This window comes from Streptomyces sindenensis (genome assembly GCF_014649035.1).
Lineage (GTDB): Bacteria > Actinomycetota > Actinomycetes > Streptomycetales > Streptomycetaceae > Streptomyces > Streptomyces sindenensis.
In genome coordinates this window covers 95,177-112,531 of record NZ_BMSG01000016.1, presented here as the reverse complement: position 1 = coordinate 112,531, position 17,355 = coordinate 95,177, and the positions used below count along the sequence as shown (strand labels likewise).

The window sequence follows — 17,355 nt, the reverse complement described above, 5'->3', positions numbered from 1 at the left end:
AGAGAGCAGACGGCAGGGGACGGGAAGAACGGGGACGGGAAGAGGGGGACGGGCTCAGCGCGAGGTGTCGAACACTTCGTCGCGGGTGTCGGCGAGCGCCCGCTCCAGGGCGCCGCGCAGGACGGGGGTGCGGTCGATCTCGCCGACCACCAGACGCGGCCGGGAGGCGGCCAGTTCGGCCAGCTCGGACTGGATCAGGGAGCGCAGGACCTCGCCGCCCGCCGCGACCGCCCCGCCGGAGAGCACGATCAGCCCGGGGTCCAGGACGGCGGTGACGGAGGCGAGGCCGGTGGCGAGCCGCTGGGCGTACTGGCGCAGCAGCTCGGTGAGCGCCTCGTCCTCCTCGTACGCGCCGGCCGCCCGCGCCAGCAGTTCGGCGGCGACCTTCGCGTACGGCTGCTGCGGGGTGCCGATGCCCAGCGCCTTCGCGAGCCGGGGCACCGCCTGGGCGCCCGCCAGCTCCTGGAAGCCGCCGCTGTTGGCCTTGACGACCTGCCGGACCAGCGGGGTGCCCGGCACCGGCAGGAAGCCGACCTCGCCCGCGCCGCCCGTGAAGCCGCGGTGCAGCCGGCCGTTGATGACGAGGGCGGCGCCGAGGCCCTCCTCGTTCCACAGCAGCACGAAGTCCTCGTGGCCGCGGGCCGCGCCGAGGCGCTGCTCGGCGACGGCGACGAGGTTGACGTCGTTCTCGTACTCCACCGGCATCGGCAGGAACGCGGCCAGCTCGTCCAGCAGGGTGGGGGAGTGCCAGCCGGGCAGGTGCGAGGCGTACCGCAGCCGCCCGGTGCCCGGATCGAACGCGCCCGGGGTGCCGATGACGATCCGGTGGATGTCCGCACGGGTCAGCCCCGCGTCCTTCACCGCCCCGTCCAGCGCGTCGGCGACCTGCCGCACCACGCTGTCGGCGCGCCGCCCCGGGGTGGCCAGCTCGAACTGCCCGACGGTCGCCCCGGTCACGTCCGCGACGGCGGCGACGATGCGCTGCCCGTTCACGTCGAGCCCGGCGACATGGGCGGCGCGCGGGTTCACCGTGTAGAGCTGCGCGCTGGGCCCGGGGCGCCCCTCGCTGGTCCCGGTGGCGACGACGAGCCCCGCCGCCTCCAGCCGGGCCAGCAGCTGGGACGCGGTGGGCTTGGAGAGCCCGGTCAGCTTGCCGATCCGGGTCCGGGAGAGCGGCCCGTGCTCCAGCAGCAGATCGAGGGCGGCCCGGTCGTTCATGGCCCGCAGTACCCGGGGGGTGCCCGGGGTCGTTCCCGTCATCGTGGATGCACCCGCCTCTGTGAGGAGCTGCGCCGGATCCGCGCGGACTCTGTTAGGAAACTTTCCTATTCAGGGAGGACCGTAAGGCGCGGGTCGCCGACACGTCAAGAGGCGCCCCACCGATCCGGTGGAGCGCCTCTTCTCCGGCTGACGCGCGGCGTTACGGGTGCCTGGCCGGCTCCTACTGCTTGTTCAGGCTGGGCGGGGGGATCGGTGCCGCCGCCAGGGACTGCGGGGAGACGGCGGACGCATACGCGGAAGGAGCGGCGACGCCCGCCGCCGGGTCGGCCGAGCTCCCGCCGTCGTCCTGGAGCGGCAGGGTGCCGACCATCCGGATGCCCGCGTCGTCCAGCGCCTGCTTGATGCGCCAGCGCAGTTCGCGTTCCACGCCGACCGACTTGCCCGGCATCGTCTTCGCGGTCACCCGGACCGTCATCGAGTCCAGCAGCACCTCGTCCAGGCCGAGCACCTCGACCGGGCCCCACAGCTGCTCCGACCAGGGCTCCTGTTTGCTCATGCTCTCGGCCGCCGCGGTGATCGCCTTGCGGACCTGCTCCAGGTCCTCGGTCGGGCGCACCGTGACGTCGACCCCGGCCGTGGACCAGCCCTGGCTGAGGTTGCCGATCCGCTTCACCTCGCCGTTGCGGATGTACCAGATCGCACCGTTCTCGCCGCGCAGCTTGGTGACGCGCAGCCCCACCTCGATGACCTCGCCGGAGGCCACGCCCGCGTCGATCGTGTCGCCGACCCCGTACTGGTCCTCCAGGATCATGAAGACGCCGGAGAGGAAGTCCGTGACCAGGTTGCGGGCGCCGAAGCCGAGCGCCACACCCGCGACACCGGCCGAGGCCAGCAGCGGCGCCAGGTTGATCTTGAAGGCGCCCAGGATCATCAGGGCGGCCGTGCTCATGATCAGGAACGAGGCCACCGAGCGCAGCACCGAGCCGATCGCCTCCGACCGCTGGCGTCTTCGCTCGGCGTTCACCAGCAGCCCGCCCAGCGCCGTGCCCTCCACGGCCTGGGCGCTGCGGTTCATCCGGTCTATCAGGTTGGTCAGGGCACGCCGGATCAGATAGCGCAGTGTGATCGCCACGGCGACGATCAGCAGGATGCGCAAACCGGTGCTCAGCCAGGTGGACCAGTTCTCCTCGACCCAGCCCGCGGCGTTCCCGGCCTGCTCGGCGGCGTCGCCCAGCGAGCCGACCGGCTCGGGAGACGGGGCTGCGGCCAAGAGGGCGGACAGGGACACGACGAGGACCTCCAGGGGGACGACGGCTGGTCAATAACATTAACGAAGCCGGGGGAGTGGATCGTTGCCGTCGCGGGAGGAGAGACGGGTCTCACCGGGAACACCTGTGCTGTGGCCGATCGCACAGCACGGACGGCCGCCCTGGTGAGCCGCCTGTTCGACGCCGCGGGACGGTGCGCGGAGCCCGGGGTGAGGAAAATCCTCCCGGCCCGTTACCCGTACGTGGTGGCGCTTTGACCAGGCATGAGGAGAGACTGAGATCGGATCGTCCCGGCGCGAGCCACGCGCCGCCGGCGTACAAGGAGGCATCCACCGTGCCGCACGTCCTGGTTCTCAACGCGTCGTACGAGCCGCTCGGCGTCGTACCGCTCCGCCGCGCGCTCGTCCTCGTCCTCGAGAACAAGGCCATCTGTCTTGAGGAGTCCGGCGCCTTTCTGCACAGTGCCACCCGTGCCGTGCCCGCACCCAGTGTGGTCCGGCTCAAGCGCTTCGTCCGGGTGCCCTACCGGGGCCCCGTCCCGCTCACCCGCCGGGCGCTGTTCGCCCGGGACGGCGGGCGCTGCATGTACTGCGGGGCCGCCGCGACCAGCGTCGACCATGTCATTCCGCGCAGCCGCGGCGGACAGCACGCCTGGGACAACGTGGTGGCGGCCTGCCGCCGCTGCAACCACGTCAAGGCCGACCGCCATCTGCCCGAGCTCGGCTGGCGGCTGCGCCATCAGCCCGCCCCGCCGACCGGCCTGGCCTGGCGGATCATCGGGACCGGACACCGCGACCCGCGCTGGCTGCCGTATCTGCAACCGTTCGGCGCGGACGACGTGATGGCCCGGATCGACGGCGTGTCCGCCTGAGACCGGGCCTTCGTCGTCCCCGGTCGTCCGGTCGGCTGCCCCGGTACGGCTCAGTCGTCCGCGACCGCGTACGCCTCCACCGACCAGAGGGAGTAGCCGTACTCCGTGGCCCGGCGCTCGCCCTGCACCCGGACGAACCGGGTGTCCTTCGCGTCCATCCGGACCGACTCGCGGCCGCCCCGGCCCTCCGTCACGGTCGCGGCGGTGCGCCAGACGCGGCCGTCGGCGGAGACCTGTATGCGGTAGCGGGAGGCGTACGCGTCCTGCCAGCTCAGCACCACCTGGCCCAGCCGCACCGGCTTCGCCAGCTCGGTCTGCCACCAGGCGCCGTCCTCCGCCGGCGAGGACCACCGGGTCTCCGGATCGCCGTCGGTGGCCGCCGACGCGGGGAAGTCCGGGGTCTCGTCGCCGGACGAGGAGGCCTTCGCCGTACGCGCCAGATCCGGGCCGCCCGTACGCGGGAAGGCCCGCACGGTCAGCGTCGACTCCTGGCCGCCGAAGGCCAGCGGCACCTCGTACTCGCCCGCCGGGGTGTCCTTCGGGACGGTGATGTCGACGGGCACCTCCGTACGCGATCCGCGCGGCACGGTCGTCTGCTTCGGGACCCGCACCTCGATGCCCTTCGGGGCCTTGGCGGTGAGCCTGCCCTTGACCTCGGCCGGACGCCGGCCCGCCAGCCGTGCCGCGACCCGCTGGGGTTCGCCGCCGATCTCCGCGTCGGTCTCGCCGTGCTTCAGGTCGAGCGTGGCCGCGGGCTCGTCGCCGAACCACGGCACCAGGGCCCGCACCTGCGGGGCCCCCGCCACGACCGCGGGGGCGGCGGGCAGGGTCGGGCTGAGATACGGCGGCCGGGCGCTCCCGGCGGCCTCCGGCACGGTGACCCGTACGGCGTCGGCGCGCAGCCCCTTCGCCTCGGTCTGGGTGAAGCCGCTCGGCGAGAGCCGCCCGAGCGGACGCCACCCCTCACCGGGCACATGGGCCTCCACGACCGCGTCGGCGAGGGCGTGCCCGGGCTCGGCGAGCGCCGTGACGGCCTCCACCGGGCGGGCCGCGTCCAGCCGGACCGTATAGCTGCGGGCGTCCTTGGTGACCCGGCCCGAGGCGCGGTCGGTGCCGTTCCACCCGGCGGCCACCTTCGCCGCCCTGTCCAGGAACGGGTCCAGCACCCCCTTGCCGACGGTGGCCCGGCCCGCCCTGATCTCCTCGCGCAGCGGCTCCAGGGCCAGCTGGATGCGCCAGGCGGCGGCGCCGTCCCCGGCGGCCTGGGCCTGGAGCAGGTCAACCGCCAGCTCACCGGCCCGGCCGTAACGGGCCAGCTGCTCGGTCCAGGGACGCACCTCGTCGGTCAGCCGGCCCTCCGCGGGGGTCTTCAGCCGCTCGGGGGCCTGCCGCATCACGGAGAACGCGGCCCGCAGCTCCTTCGCCGCCCGGTCGCGGCGGGCGGCGTCGGCGCGGGTGCTCCAGAAGGCGTCGAACAGGGGCTGGAGGTAGGCGGACTCCTCCGCGCCGAGCACCGAGCCCGCGCTGTTCCCGGCCAGGGCCAGCAGCGCGTCCCGGGCGGTCGCGTCCCCGCCCGCCAGATCGTCGATCGCGGCCCGCCAGGACGCGGCGGGATCGTAGGCCTTGGGGTTCCAGGCGAAGTCGGCGGCGGTGAAGAGGGGAATCCGGGAGGCGGACGGCTGCTCCATCGCGTTGGCCAGCAGCACCGCCGAACCGCTCGCCACGGCCGGGTCCCGGCCGGTGTACGGACCGAGGAAGATGCGGTCCTGGGCGTAGTCGTTGACCGGGTAGTTGTCCATCGTCACCAGCGGGTGGCGGAACGCGGCGCGTGCCCCGGCCAGTTCACCCCCGGTGATCTTCTTCGGGACCACCCCGACGCCCGTCCAGGCCACCTGCACCCGATCGTCCAGCTCGGCCGCCAGCGCGGTGCGGTAGTCGGTGGCCCCGTCCTGGTAGAACTCCGTCGGCAGCACGGACAGCGGAGCCCCGTCCGGGTGCCGTTCGGCCAGATGCCGGGCGAGGGCGCCCGCCACCCGGGCCTGGGCGCGGGCCGCCGCCTTCGGGCCGCTGCCGAAGGTCTCGGCGTCCAGATCGCAGTGCCACTCGCTGTAGCTGACGTCCTGGAACTGGAGCTGGAAGACCCGGACGCCCAGCGCCCACATGGCGTCGATCTTCCTGGTCAGCGCCCTGACGTCCTGGTCGGACGCCATGCACATCGCCTGACCGGGGGAGACGGCCCAGCCGAGCGTGACGTGCTCGGCGCGCGCCCGCTCGGCCAGCGCCCGGAAGTCGGCCCGCGTGTCCGCGGGATAGGGCTCGCGCCAGCGCGCCAGCCGGTAGGGGTCGTCACCCGGCGCGTAGAGATAGCGGTTCTGCTTGGTGCGGCCCATGAAGGAGATCTGGGCGAGCCGCTCCTCGCGGGTCCACGGCTGTCCGTAGAACCCCTCGGCCATGCCGCGTACGGCGGTTCCCGGCCAGTCCCGGACGGTCACCCCGGCCACCGATCCGCCGACGACCAGTTGGCGCAGGGTCTGGACGGCGTGGAACAGGCCGTCCCCGCCGAGCCCCTCCAGCGCGACGGTGGCCCGCCCGGCGACCTCGCCGACCGCGAGCCGGTAGCCGCCCGACGGCAGATCGGCCCGTTCGGGGGCGCGCAGCGCCCGCAGCGCCTCGCCCGCCCCCGAGCCGCCGAGCCGGACCACGGGGCCACGGCCCGGCAGGCTCTCGTGCAGGGTCCGGACGCCCGCCGAGCGCAGCAGCGAGCGCGCCTGTTCGACGGCGTACGGATCGGCGTCCGGCGCGGCGACGAGCGTGGCCTCGGAGCCGAGCGGTACGGCGGACCCGGTGGTCCTCATGCTCTGCGGGCGGGGCCACACGGACGGCGTCCGCGCACGGTCGGCACGGTCGGCGACGGACCTGCCGGGATCGCCGGGGACGGCGGGGGCGGCCGCCGCCGACGGAGCGACGGCGACGGATCCGAGGAGTCCGCCGATCACGGCGGCGGCCACGGCCGTCGCCTGCCTTCTGCGCCCGATCCGCACGTCGCGTCCCCTTCCGTACGTCACCACTGCCGCTGGCGGGCTCCGAGCCCACCACCCGGGCGCAAGGGTGTCAATGCGCTTGGCCGTTCTGCCGGAATTGCCGGAAATCGTGACACCTCGGGTCCTGTGGGACTGGTGTGACGGGCGGGAGTGGCTGAAAACGGCCCATACCTGCCGTGCGGGGGAACGGAGTGTGACCCAGAGCACGTTGTGCTCGTTGTCATAACGCCTACATCACGTCCACGTCTGCCGGGGCGAGGCCTGGGTAGGTCTGCTGTGTCCTGTTCCCCATGGCCAGGAGGCCACCATGCCCGCAGCTGCGCAGCTTCTGCTCTCCGCCCTCTCCAAACAGGTGCCCACCCAGCCCGCGTCCGGGCCCCTGACCAGCGAACTTCCCCTGTCCGACGTCGCCCACCTGATCAGCGGGCCGCCGCTCGCCGAAGTCCCCCTGCTGCTCGGTGAATCCTCGTTCGCCGATTCCGCGCCGCTGACCAGCGAGCCGCCGCTCGCCGATGCCACACCTCTCACGAGCGAGCCGCCGCTCGCCGCCGTCGCCCCACTGACCAGCGAGCCGACCGCACCCGGCACCGCGGGGGGCATGGAGTTCCCAGGAGTCTGAATGGGCTTGTCCCGGCTCGCCGCACTGCACGGTGTCGCCACCTCCTACTCCCCGTCGCCGGATGTCACGGTGTCCGTCCCCGACGACACGGTCATCGCCGTGCTCGCCGCGCTGGGCGTCGACGCCGGCACTCCGGCGGACGTACGGAAGTGCCTCGCCGCCGCGGAGTCCCGCTCGCGCCTGCTGCCGCCGACCGTGGTGGTCTGGGCCGGCGAGCCCCTGCCGCCCGCTCTGGCCGGCCTGCCCCCCGGCTCGACCGTCACGGTCGAGCCGGAGCCGTCCGACCCCCCGGGACGCCCTGCGGGCCGCCCGCCCGCCCCGCTGAGCATGCGGGCCCGGGCGGCGGCCCCGGCCCCGGCCGCCGGCGAGGGGGCCGTTCCGGCCCCGGACGCCCCGGGCGGGGCCGCTCCGGCGTCGGGCGGGACGGCCGCCGAGGGCCTCACCCCCGCCTGGTGGATTGCGCCGCCCCACGGCGTCCACCGCATCCACGTCCGTACGCCGGACAACCGCCGGGCCACCGCCACCCTCGTCGCCGCCCCGCCCCGTGTGCCGCAGCCGCCCGAGCGCACCCACGGCTTCCTGGTGCAGCTCTACTCCCTGCTCTCCGCCCGCTCCTGGGGCATGGGCGACCTCGGGGACTTGGCCGACCTCGCCATCTGGGCCGGGCGCAGCGTCGGCTCCGGGTTCGTGCAGGTCAACCCGTTGCACGCGGCCGTTCCCGGGAAGCCCACCGACCCCTCCCCGTACCGCCCCTCCTCGCGCCGCTTCCCCGACCCGGTCCACCTGCACATCGAGTCGATCCCCGAATACGGCCACGTCCGCGACCGGGCCACCCTGGACGACCTCCGGCAGGACGCCGCCGCGCTCAGCGAGGCCGTGCTGAACAAGGGCGCCCTGATCGACCGGGACGCCGTCTGGGAGCTGAAGCGCCAGGCCCTGGAGCTGGTCGTCCGAGTGCCCCTCACCCCCGGCCGCCGCGCCGACTACTGCGACTTCCTGGCCGAGCAGGGGCAGGCGCTGGAGGACCACGCCCTGTGGTGCGCCCTCGCCGAGGTCCACGGCCCCGACTGGCACACCTGGCCCGAGGCCCTGCGCGACCCCCGCTCCCCGGGCACCTCCCGCGCCCGCTCCGAGCTGCTGGACCGGGTCGACTTCCACTGCCGCCTCGCCTGGCTGACCGCCGGCCAGCTCGCCGCCGCCCAGCGGGCCGCCGAGGACGCCGGGATGGGCGTCGGCATCGTCCACGACCTCGCCGTCGGCGTGCATCCGGCCGGCGCCGACACCTGGTCCCAGCAGGAGGCCTTCGCCCACGGCATCTCGGTCGGCGCGCCCCCCGACGCGTTCAACGCCCGCGGCCAGGACTGGGGCCTGCCGCCCTGGCGCCCCGACGTCCTCGCCGCCACCGGTTACGCCGCCTACCGGGGCCTGCTGCGCGGACTGCTGGCCCACGCGGGAGCCCTGCGCATCGACCACGTGATGGGGCTCTTCCGGCTCTGGTGGGTCCCCGAGGGCCGCCCGCCCACCGACGGCACGTACGTCGCGTACGACGCCGAGGCCATGCTCGCCGTCCTCGTCCTGGAGGCCCACCGGGCCGGGGCCGCCGTCGTCGGTGAGGACCTCGGCACCGTCGCCCCCGGGGTCCGCGAGGCGCTCGCCCGGCGCGGGGTGCTCGGCACCTCGGTGCTCTGGTTCGAGCGCGACTGGGAGGGCGACGGCCGGCCCCTCGCCCCGGAGGAGTGGCGCCAAGACTGCCTGGCCACCGCCACCACCCACGATCTGCCGTCCACCGCCGCCCGGCTGACCGGCGATCATGTGACGCTGCGCCACCGCCTCGGTCTGCTCACCCGCTCCCTGGAGGAGGAGCTGACCGAGGACACCACCGACACCGCCGAGTGGCTGGCCCTCCTGGCCCGGCTGCGGATGCTCCCCGAGGGCGACGGCGACGAGGAGGCCGCCGTCCGGGCCGTCCACCGCTTCCTGCGCCGCACCCCCGCCCGGATGACCGGCGTCTGGCTCCCCGACACCGTGGGCGACCGCCGCCCGCAGAATCTCCCCGGCACCTGGGACCAGTACCCCAACTGGCGGCTCCCGATCGCCGACCCCGAGGGCCATCCGGTCACCCTGGAGGAGATCACCGCCTCGCCCCGGCTGCACGCGCTGATGGAGGTCCTCGGGCCCCGAAAGCCCCGTACGGCACCCCCGGGCGAGCGCCTCCCGTAGGCGTTCGCTACGTTTGCACCGTGGACAAGAAGAACGCTATGCGCGCCGGCGTCGTTGCGGCCGGGACGACGCTGATGATGCTGCTCATGTCGGCCCCGGCGCTCGCGCTCACGCCCGACGACGGTGACGACCCGGCTCCGCGCCTGAGCGCGATCGAGACCATCGGTCTCTACGTGGTCGCGCCCATCGGCCTGTTCGTGGTGATCACGGCCCTGGTGATGGTCCTGGACAAGTCCAAGAAGCAGGTCTGACCCGCTCACGTACGACACGTACAGAACGCTCGACTCGCGTACGACACGTACAGCACGCTCGACGGGTGCGCCGCCGGTGAGAACCACCGCGCGGCGCACCCGTGCGTGCGGTCCCGGACGGCCCCGCCCGTGCCGCGTGCGGCCGCGGACGGTCCGCCCCGGTTCCGTACCGCTCCGCCCGCGCCGGGCCGGTAGGTTGCGCCCATGACCGAGTGGGACGTCAAGAAGCTCCGCATCCTGCGCACCCTGCGCGACCGGGGCACGGTCACGGCGACCGCCGAGGCGCTCCTGATGACCCCCTCCGCGGTCTCCCAGCAGCTCACGAACCTGGCCAAGCAGCTCGGCGTGGACCTCCTGGAGGCCCAGGGCCGCCGCGTTCGCCTCACCGACGCCGCCCACCTCGTCCTGCGCCACGCCGAGGCGGTCTTCGCCCAGCTGGAGCGGGCCGAGGCCGAACTGACCGGCTATCTGCGCGGCGAGGCCGGAGAGGTCAGGGTCGCCGCGTTCTCCACCGCCGTGCCCGCCCTCGTCGTCCCCGCCGTCCGGCTGCTGCGCGCCGGGGACCGCCCGGGGCCCGACGTACGCGTCCGGGAGGCCGAGGCCGCCCAGGCGTACGAGCTGCTCACCGCGGGCGAGGTGGACCTCGCCCTCTCGCTGGCCGCCCACGCGCCCACCGCCCGCGATCCCCGCTTCAGCCTCTTCCCGCTGCTCGCCGACCCGCTCGACGTCGCCCTCCCGGCCGGCCACCCGCTGGCCGGCGCGCCCGGACTGCGCCTCGCGGACCTGGCCGCCGACCGCTGGATCTTCGGCGGCTCCGGACCCTGGTCCGAGATCACCACCGCCGCCTGCGAGGCGGCGGGCTTCGTCCCCGAGCAGGCCCACAGCGCCGCCGGCTGGACCGCGATCCTCGCCCTGGTCGAGGCGGGCATGGGAGTGGCGCTGGTCCCCCGGATGGCCGCCAGGGAGCGCCGCGAGGGCGTGGTGATGCGGGTGCTGGAGGCGGACCGGCCGCGCCGCCACGTGGTGGCGGCACTCCGGCACGGGGCGGAGAGCGGACCGGCGGTGGCGCGGGTCCTCGCGGCGCTCACCGAAACCGCTCGATCGTTCAGCTGAGCTGAAAGATATCTGCGAAAACTTTCGATGGACCTGATGTGTCCGTTGCGGCGAAGGTAGGAGACATGACCTTCGACGCGAGCGAGACGACATTCCAGAACCCCGACACCGACCCCCATGCCAATGACGCCGCGCCCTACGGCGGCGGCGACCCGTACGCCGACTACCGCGAGGCGGGTGACCTCGCCTTCACCGAGCTGGTCGACCTCGCCGACCGCCGCCTGGGCGCGGGCGTGATCGCCGCCAACGACGAGTTCTTCGCCGAACGCGAGAACCTGCTGATCCGCGAGCGCGCCGTCTTCGACCCCGAGCACTTCGGGCACAAGGGCAAGATCATGGACGGCTGGGAGACCCGCCGCCGCCGCGGCGCGGACGCCGACCACCCCTTCCCCGCCCCCGAGGACCACGACTGGGCGATCGTCCGCCTCGGCGCCCCCGGGATCATCCGCGGCCTGGTCGTGGACACCGCTCACTTCCGCGGCAACTACCCGCAGCGCGTATCCGTGCAGGCCGCCTCCGTCGAGGGCGCCCCGGGCCCCGGGCACCTGCTCGCCGACGACGTGAAGTGGGAGGAGATCCTCCCGCCCACCCCCGTACGCGGCCACGCCGCCAACGCCTTCGAGATCACGAGCGGCCGCCGCTACACCCACCTCCGCCTCTGCCAGCACCCCGACGGCGGCATCGCCCGCCTCCGCGTGCACGGCGAGGTCGTCCCGGACCCGGCCTGGCTCGCCGCGCTCGGCACCGTCGACCTGATCTCGGTCCTCAACGGCGGTACCTGCGAGGACGCGTCCGACCGCTTCTACTCCTCGCCCACCCAGATCATCCTGCCGGGCACCTCCCGCAAGATGGACGACGGCTGGGAGAACCGCCGCCGCAGGGTCCGCGACACCAACGACTGGGTGCGCTTCCGCCTCCCCGCCCAGGGCGCGGTCCGCGCGATCGAGATCGACACCGCCTACCTCAAGGGCAACTCCGCCGGCTGGATCGCCCTCCAGGGCCGCAACGGCGACACCGGCGAGTGGTTCGAGATCCTCCCGCGCACCCGCCTCCAGCCCGACACCCCGCACCGCTTCGTGCTGCGCGCCCAGGCCGTCGTCACCCACGTCCGCCTGGACGCCTTCCCCGACGGCGGCGTGGCCCGGATGCGGCTGCACGGCACCCTCACGGAGTCCGGCGCGGCCGAGCTGACCCGCCGCTACGAGGAGTCGGGCGCGTAACCCGTAGAACCTCCCGGCGGCCCCCGGTCCCCGCCCGGCGGACGGTTGCGCACCAGCGCCCGCCCGCCGGGCGGCTTCCAACGGACCCGGCGGACCCAACGGACCCGGCGGACCCAACGGACCCGGCGGCCCGGCGGCTCAGGCCGCGTACGCCGTGAAGCGCAGCGTCTTGGCCAGCACCCGCCAGGTCACCCAGGCGAACGCCCGGTTCACCCCGTTGCAGAAGGCCTCGCCCGTGCAGTCGGTGGGCCGGTCCTGCCAGGCCCGGACCGTCATGGTGTGGAAGCCGAGGGTCCGCGAGAACGCGAAGCGGATGTGCATGCCCCGGCCCAGCTGGTGGCCCGGCAACGTGTTGATCTGGAAGAAGTCGTCCCCGATGTGCTCGACCTCGACCGGGTTGCCGCCCAGCAGCTCGCAGCGCGCCCCCGCCCGGATCCGCCCCGCACACCCGCCGCTGACCGGGAAGAGCCAGAAGTGGCGGGTCAGCTGCCGCCGCACGGCGTCCGGCCCGGTGAACGGGTGCAGCCCCAGGGTGTAGCCGTACGTGTAGAGGTCGTAGCAGTCCGCCGGACCGGCCCGGCAGTCGGCGGCGGGAGACGCGGCGGTGGCAGGCGCGGGGGAGGGACCTGTCAGCAGACCCGCGCACAGGGCCAGCGCGACCGGCACGGCGGCGAAGCCGGGCATCCGAACCCTCCCGTGGCCCGCGGCCGAAGCATCATGCGACGACCCTTCGGACCGTAGGCCACGGGAGACCCACCCGCGCGCGGGCGTACGGCAAAAGCGTCATGGCGTACGGCGAACGCGCGAGCGCACGGGCGGCCCGGCCCGCGACCGCACGCCGAAGGGGCGCCCTCCCGAGCCGGGCGGCCCGCACCCCGGCCGACGCCCGTGACCGCACGCCGAAGGGGCGCCCCCTTGGCCGCGACGAATCCGCCGCGGCGAAGCAGACGCCCCTGGGGGTGTACGGGTCAGGCCGTGGCCGCCGCCGCGTCCGCCGCCTGGGCCTTCAGGGCGCGCTCCACACCGGACCGCGACTCCGACATCAGCCGGCGCAGGGCCGCGCTCGGCTCGGCCGAGTCCAGCCAGGCGTCGGTGGCGTCCAGGGTCTCCTTGGAGACCTGGAGGGCCGGGTAGAGGCCCACGATGATCTGCTGGGCCATCTCGTGGCTGCGCGAGTCCGAGACCTCCTTCACCGAGGCGAAGTACTTCTCCGTGTACGGGGCCAGCAGCTCACGCTGGTCCGGCTGGACGAAGCCGCTGATGACCGCCTCCTGGAGGGAGTTGGGCAGCTCGCCGGATTCCACGACCGCGGCCCACGCCTGGGCCTTGGCCTCCTCGGACGGCTGGGCCGCCCGCGCGGACGCCGCGTGACGCTCACCCGCGGCGGTCTTGTCGCGCTCGTACTCGGCGGCGATCTCCTCCTCGTCCAGCAGCCCGGCCGCGGCCAGCCGCTGCACGAACGCCCACCGCAGCTCGGTGTCGACGGCCAGGCCCTCGATCGACTCGGTGCCGTCCAGCAGCGACTGGAGCAGGTCCAGTTGCTGCGGGTTGCGGGCCGTGGCCGCGAAGGCGCGGGCCCACGCCAGCTGGTGGTCGCTGCCCGGCTCGGCCGCCTGCAGGTGCGCCAGCGTCGCTTCCGTCCACTGGTTGAGCGCGGCCTGACGGGTCTCCGGGGCCGCGTACAGGTCGAGCGCCAGCTTCACCTGGCGGTGCAGCGACTGGACGACGCCGATGTCCGACTCCTTGCCGATGCCCGAGAGCACCAGCGAGAGGTAGTCGCGGGTCGCCAGCTCGCCGTCGCGCGTCATGTCCCACGCCGAGGCCCAGCTCAGGGCGCGGGGCAGCGACTCGGCGAAGTCGCCCAGGTGCTCGGTGACGACCCGCAGCGACTCGGCGTCCAGGCGGACCTTCGCGTACGACAGGTCGTCGTCGTTGAGCAGGACGACCGCCGGGCGGGCCCTGCCCACCAGGGCGGGCACGTCGGTGCGCTCGCCGTCGACGTCCAGCTCGATCCGGTCGGTGCGCACGAGCTTGCCGTCGGCGTCGAGATCGTACGCGCCGATGGCGATCCGGTGCGGGCGCAGCGTCGGCTCGCCCTTGGCGCCGGCGGGCAGCGCCGGGGCCTCCTGGAGCACGGTGAAGGAGGTGACGACGCCGTTCTCGTCGGTCTCGATCTCCGGGCGCAGGATGTTGATCCCGGCCGTCTCCAGCCACGCCTTCGACCAGGTCTTCAGATCGCGTCCGGAGGTCTCCTCCAGCGCGCCCAGCAGGTCGGAGAGGCGGGTGTTGCCGAAGGCGTGCGCCTTGAAGTACGCCTGCACACCCTCGAAGAACGCGTCCTTGCCGACGTACGCCACGAGCTGCTTGAGCACCGAGGCGCCCTTGGCGTACGTGATCCCGTCGAAGTTGACGAGGACGTCGTCCAGGTCGCTGATGTCCGCCATGATCGGGTGCGTGGAGGGCAGCTGGTCCTGCCGGTACGCCCAGGTCTTCATGGAGTTGGCGAACGTGGTCCAGGAGTGCGGCCACTTCGAGCCGGCCGCGTCCGCCTGGCAGGCGATCGAGGTGTAGGTGGCGAACGACTCGTTCAGCCAGAGGTCGTTCCACCACTCCATCGTCACGAGGTCGCCGAACCACATGTGGGCCAGCTCGTGCAGGATCGTCTCGGCGCGGACCTCGTACGCCGCGTCCGTCACCTTGGAGCGGAAGACGTACTGGTCGCGGATGGTGACCGCGCCCGCGTTCTCCATCGCGCCCGCGTTGAACTCCGGGACGAAGAGCTGGTCGTACTTGGCGAACGGGTAGGCGTAGTCGAACTTCTCCTGGAACCACTCGAAGCCCTGCCGGGTCACGGCGAAGATGTCGTCCGCGTCCAGGTACTCCGCCAGCGAGGGGCGGCAGTAGATGCCGAGCGGGACGGTCTGGCCGTCCTTCTCGTACGTGCTGTGCACCGAGTGGTACGGGCCGGCGATGAGGGCCGTGATGTACGTGGAGATGCGGGGCGTCGGCTCGAACGTCCAGACGTCGTCCTTCGGCTCCGGCGTCGGCGAGTTCGAGATGACCGTCCAGCCGGAGGGGGCCTTCACGGTGAACTGGAAGGTCGCCTTCAGGTCCGGCTGCTCGAACGAGGCGAACACCCGGCGGGCGTCGGGGACCTCGAACTGCGTGTACAGGTAGGCCTGCTCGTCGACCGGGTCGACGAACCGGTGCAGGCCCTCGCCGGTGTTGGTGTACGAGCAGTCGGCGACGACCTTCAGCTCGTTGGCGCCCTCGCGCAGCCCGGCCAGGGCGATCCGGGAGTCACGGAACACGGCGGCGACGTCCAGCGCCTCACCGTTGAGCACGGCCTCGTGGACGGCCGGGGCGACCAGGTCGATGAAGGTCTCCGCACCGGCCTCCGCGGAGTCGAAGCGCACGGTGGTCACGGACCGGTAGGTGCCGCCCTCCTGCGCTCCGGAGAGGTCGAGATCGATCTCGTACGCGTCCACGGTCAGCAGGCGCGCCCGCTCCTGTGCCTCTTCGCGGGTCAGATTCGTGCCAGGCACGCGGTCATCTCCTAGGTGTGCGACTTGATATGCGGCTTTCCGGCCATCCTTCCACGTGCCGGGCTCCCAGCGCGATGTCCGTTTTCCGCCGGACGCGGACGGCCTCGGGGGGCAGGCTCGAACCATGACCGGATACCAGCCCCGCCCCATCGATCCCGCCGCCCTCGGCGAACTCCGCGCCACCGACGACGCGGGCCACCCCTGCATGCCGTTCGCCGCCGACGAGGGCGGCCACCCCCTGCGCTGCTGCCTGCGCGGCAGCGAGCCGGGTGAGCGCATCGCCCTCGTCTCCTACGCCCCGCTGCGCCGCTGGGCCGCCGAGACCGGGGCGAGCCCGGGGGCGTACGACGAGCAGGGCCCGGTCTTCATCCACGCCGAGGCGTGCGCGGGCCCGGACCCGGAGCGCGAGGGCTACCCGTTCTCGCGCCCCGGCGCCCTGCGTACGGTCCGCCGCTACGACGCCCGGGGTCACATCGGGGGCGGACGGCTGCTGGAGATCCCGGCCGAGGAGGCGAAGGGGTTCGACGCGGCCCTGGACGAGGCGTTCGCGGACCCGGAGGTGGCGCTGGTGCATGTGCGTGCGGTGGAGTACGGGTGCTTCCACTTCGAGGTGCGGCGGCCCTGAGGCGGGCATGGGGAAGGGGCGGCCGCCGGTGTGCCCGGCGGCCGCCCCTTCCCGTGCGCGCACGCGGTGCGAGGGCCGTGCGTCAGCCCTTCAGCTCGGCCGCCACCAGCTCCGCGATCTGCACGGTGTTCAGCGCCGCGCCCTTGCGGAGGTTGTCGTTGGAGACGAACAGCGCGAGGCCGTGGTCCACCGTCTCGTCCACCCGGATGCGGCCGACGTAGGAGGCGTCCTTGCCCGCCGCCTGGAGCGGGGTCGGGATCTCGGACAGCTCGACGCCCTCGGCGTCCTTCAGCAGCTCGTAGGCGCGCTCGACGCCGATCGGGCGGGCGAAGCGGGCGTGGATCTGGAGCGAGTGGCCCGTGAAGACCGGGACCCGGACACAGGTGCCGGAGACCTTCAGCTCCGGGATCTCCAGGATCTTGCGGGACTCGTTGCGGAGCTTCTGCTCCTCGTCCGTCTCGAACGAGCCGTCGTCCACGATCGAGCCGGCCAGCGGCAGCACGTTGAAGGCGATCGGGCGCTTGTAGACACCGGGCTCGGGGAAGTCCACGGCCTCGCCGTCGTGGACCAGCCTCTCGGCGTCGGCGACGACCTTGGCGGTCTGGCCGTGCAGCTCGGAGACCCCGGCGAGCCCGGAACCGGAGACGGCCTGGTAGGTGGCGACGGTCAGCGCTTCGAGGCCGGCCTCGTCGTGCAGCGGGCGCAGCACCGGCATCGCGGCCATCGTGGTGCAGTTCGGGTTGGCGATGATCCCCTTGGGGCGGACCTTCGCCGCGTGCGGGTTGACCTCGGAGACGACGAGCGGGACCTCGGGGTCCTTGCGCCAGGCGGAGGAGTTGTCGATCACCACGGCGCCCTGGGAGGCGACCTTCTCGGCCAGCGCCTTCGAGGTCGCGCCGCCGGCGGAGAACAGCACGATGTCCAGGCCCGTGTAGTCGGCCGTGGAGGCGTCCTCGACGGTGACGGCGGATCCCTGGAAGTCGATCGTGGAACCCGCGGACCGGGCGGAGGCGAACAGCCGCAGCTCGTCGACCGGGAAGTTGCGCTCGGCCAGGATGCTGAGCATGACTGTGCCGACCTGACCGGTGGCGCCGACGATTCCGACCTTCACGAGGACTCCTCTGTTCTGTACACCTGTGCGTCTGTGCGGTCCGTATGCCGCACCATGATGCGTATGTCCCGGCCTGCCTTGTCCAATCCATTGTCCGACCTGCGGACTCTTCCCGCGAGGACCGCAGAATCTGCCATGGCCTTGCCCGCGTGGGAAAACATCTGCGGCGGCCCCCGCGGACTGTGACGAGGAACACGCACAGCGGGGCGGGTGCTCGTGAGAGCGCCCGCCCCGCCGTCGTATCGCAGGG

13 protein-coding genes are annotated in these 17,355 nt (G+C 73.5%); 7 read left to right on the top strand and 6 right to left on the bottom strand.

The genetic code is table 11. From position 1 onward, the window contains the following. Window positions 1-54 precede the first annotated feature (54 nt). Window positions 55-1,260, bottom strand: a complete 1,206-nt coding sequence (locus IE145_RS18985) for an ROK family transcriptional regulator (protein ID WP_189526432.1) — start codon at window positions 1,258-1,260, stop codon at window positions 55-57. A gap of 181 nt (window positions 1,261-1,441) precedes the next feature. Continuing rightward, entirely contained in the window at window positions 1,442-2,509 is a 1,068-nt protein-coding gene (locus IE145_RS18980; RefSeq protein WP_189526430.1) for a mechanosensitive ion channel family protein, read from the bottom strand. Between the two features lie 314 nt (window positions 2,510-2,823). Here IE145_RS18980 and IE145_RS18975 point away from each other — a divergent pair, with 314 nt between their 5' ends. Beyond that, window positions 2,824-3,360: an HNH endonuclease gene (locus IE145_RS18975; RefSeq protein ID WP_006124472.1), complete on the top strand. Its 537-nt coding sequence runs from the start codon at window positions 2,824-2,826 to the stop codon at window positions 3,358-3,360. Between the two features lie 50 nt (window positions 3,361-3,410). Here the strand turns inward: IE145_RS18975 and IE145_RS18970 are convergent, their stop codons facing one another. After that, window positions 3,411-6,401 (bottom strand): glycoside hydrolase family 84 protein, encoded by a 2,991-nt coding sequence (locus tag IE145_RS18970; protein ID WP_189526428.1) that lies wholly within the window; start codon window positions 6,399-6,401, stop codon window positions 3,411-3,413. Between the two features lie 307 nt (window positions 6,402-6,708). Between IE145_RS18970 and IE145_RS18965 the strand changes: the two genes are divergently transcribed. From IE145_RS18965 to alc, 5 genes are all read left to right on the top strand, one after another. Continuing rightward, complete coding sequence (locus tag IE145_RS18965; RefSeq protein ID WP_189526426.1) at window positions 6,709-7,020, top strand: hypothetical protein; 312 nt, start codon at window positions 6,709-6,711, stop codon at window positions 7,018-7,020. After that, window positions 7,021-9,240 (top strand): 4-alpha-glucanotransferase, encoded by a 2,220-nt coding sequence (gene malQ / locus IE145_RS18960; RefSeq protein WP_189526424.1) that lies wholly within the window; start codon window positions 7,021-7,023, stop codon window positions 9,238-9,240. Between the two features lie 20 nt (window positions 9,241-9,260). Next, complete coding sequence (locus IE145_RS18955) at window positions 9,261-9,491, top strand: hypothetical protein (protein ID WP_434744485.1); 231 nt, start codon at window positions 9,261-9,263, stop codon at window positions 9,489-9,491. Between the two features lie 204 nt (window positions 9,492-9,695). Continuing rightward, window positions 9,696-10,604 (top strand): LysR family transcriptional regulator, encoded by a 909-nt coding sequence (locus IE145_RS18950; protein WP_189526422.1) that lies wholly within the window; start codon window positions 9,696-9,698, stop codon window positions 10,602-10,604. Window positions 10,605-10,669: 65 nt separating this feature from the next. Then, entirely contained in the window at window positions 10,670-11,824 is a 1,155-nt protein-coding gene (gene alc / locus IE145_RS18945) for an allantoicase (protein ID WP_189526420.1), read from the top strand. A gap of 138 nt (window positions 11,825-11,962) precedes the next feature. Here the strand turns inward: alc and IE145_RS18940 are convergent, their stop codons facing one another. Continuing rightward, the gene (locus IE145_RS18940; protein WP_189526418.1) at window positions 11,963-12,508 is read right to left on the bottom strand and encodes a hypothetical protein; all 546 of its coding nucleotides are present in this window, start codon (window positions 12,506-12,508) and stop codon (window positions 11,963-11,965) included. 284 nt (window positions 12,509-12,792) lie between these two features. Then, window positions 12,793-15,369 carry an aminopeptidase N gene (pepN, locus tag IE145_RS18935; RefSeq protein ID WP_189526416.1) on the bottom strand — a complete coding sequence of 859 codons (2,577 nt, stop codon included), beginning with the start codon at window positions 15,367-15,369 and terminating at the stop codon, window positions 12,793-12,795. A 124-nt stretch (window positions 15,370-15,493) separates the two neighbouring features. On the opposite strand from pepN, the gene IE145_RS18930 reads away from it, so the two are divergent. Then, entirely contained in the window at window positions 15,494-15,994 is a 501-nt protein-coding gene (locus tag IE145_RS18930) for a DUF1203 domain-containing protein (RefSeq protein ID WP_189526414.1), read from the top strand. An 82-nt stretch (window positions 15,995-16,076) separates the two neighbouring features. Here IE145_RS18930 and IE145_RS18925 read toward each other — a convergent pair whose 3' ends face one another. Further along, the gene (locus IE145_RS18925; protein WP_189526412.1) at window positions 16,077-17,105 is read right to left on the bottom strand and encodes an aspartate-semialdehyde dehydrogenase; all 1,029 of its coding nucleotides are present in this window, start codon (window positions 17,103-17,105) and stop codon (window positions 16,077-16,079) included. Window positions 17,106-17,355 lie beyond the last annotated feature (250 nt).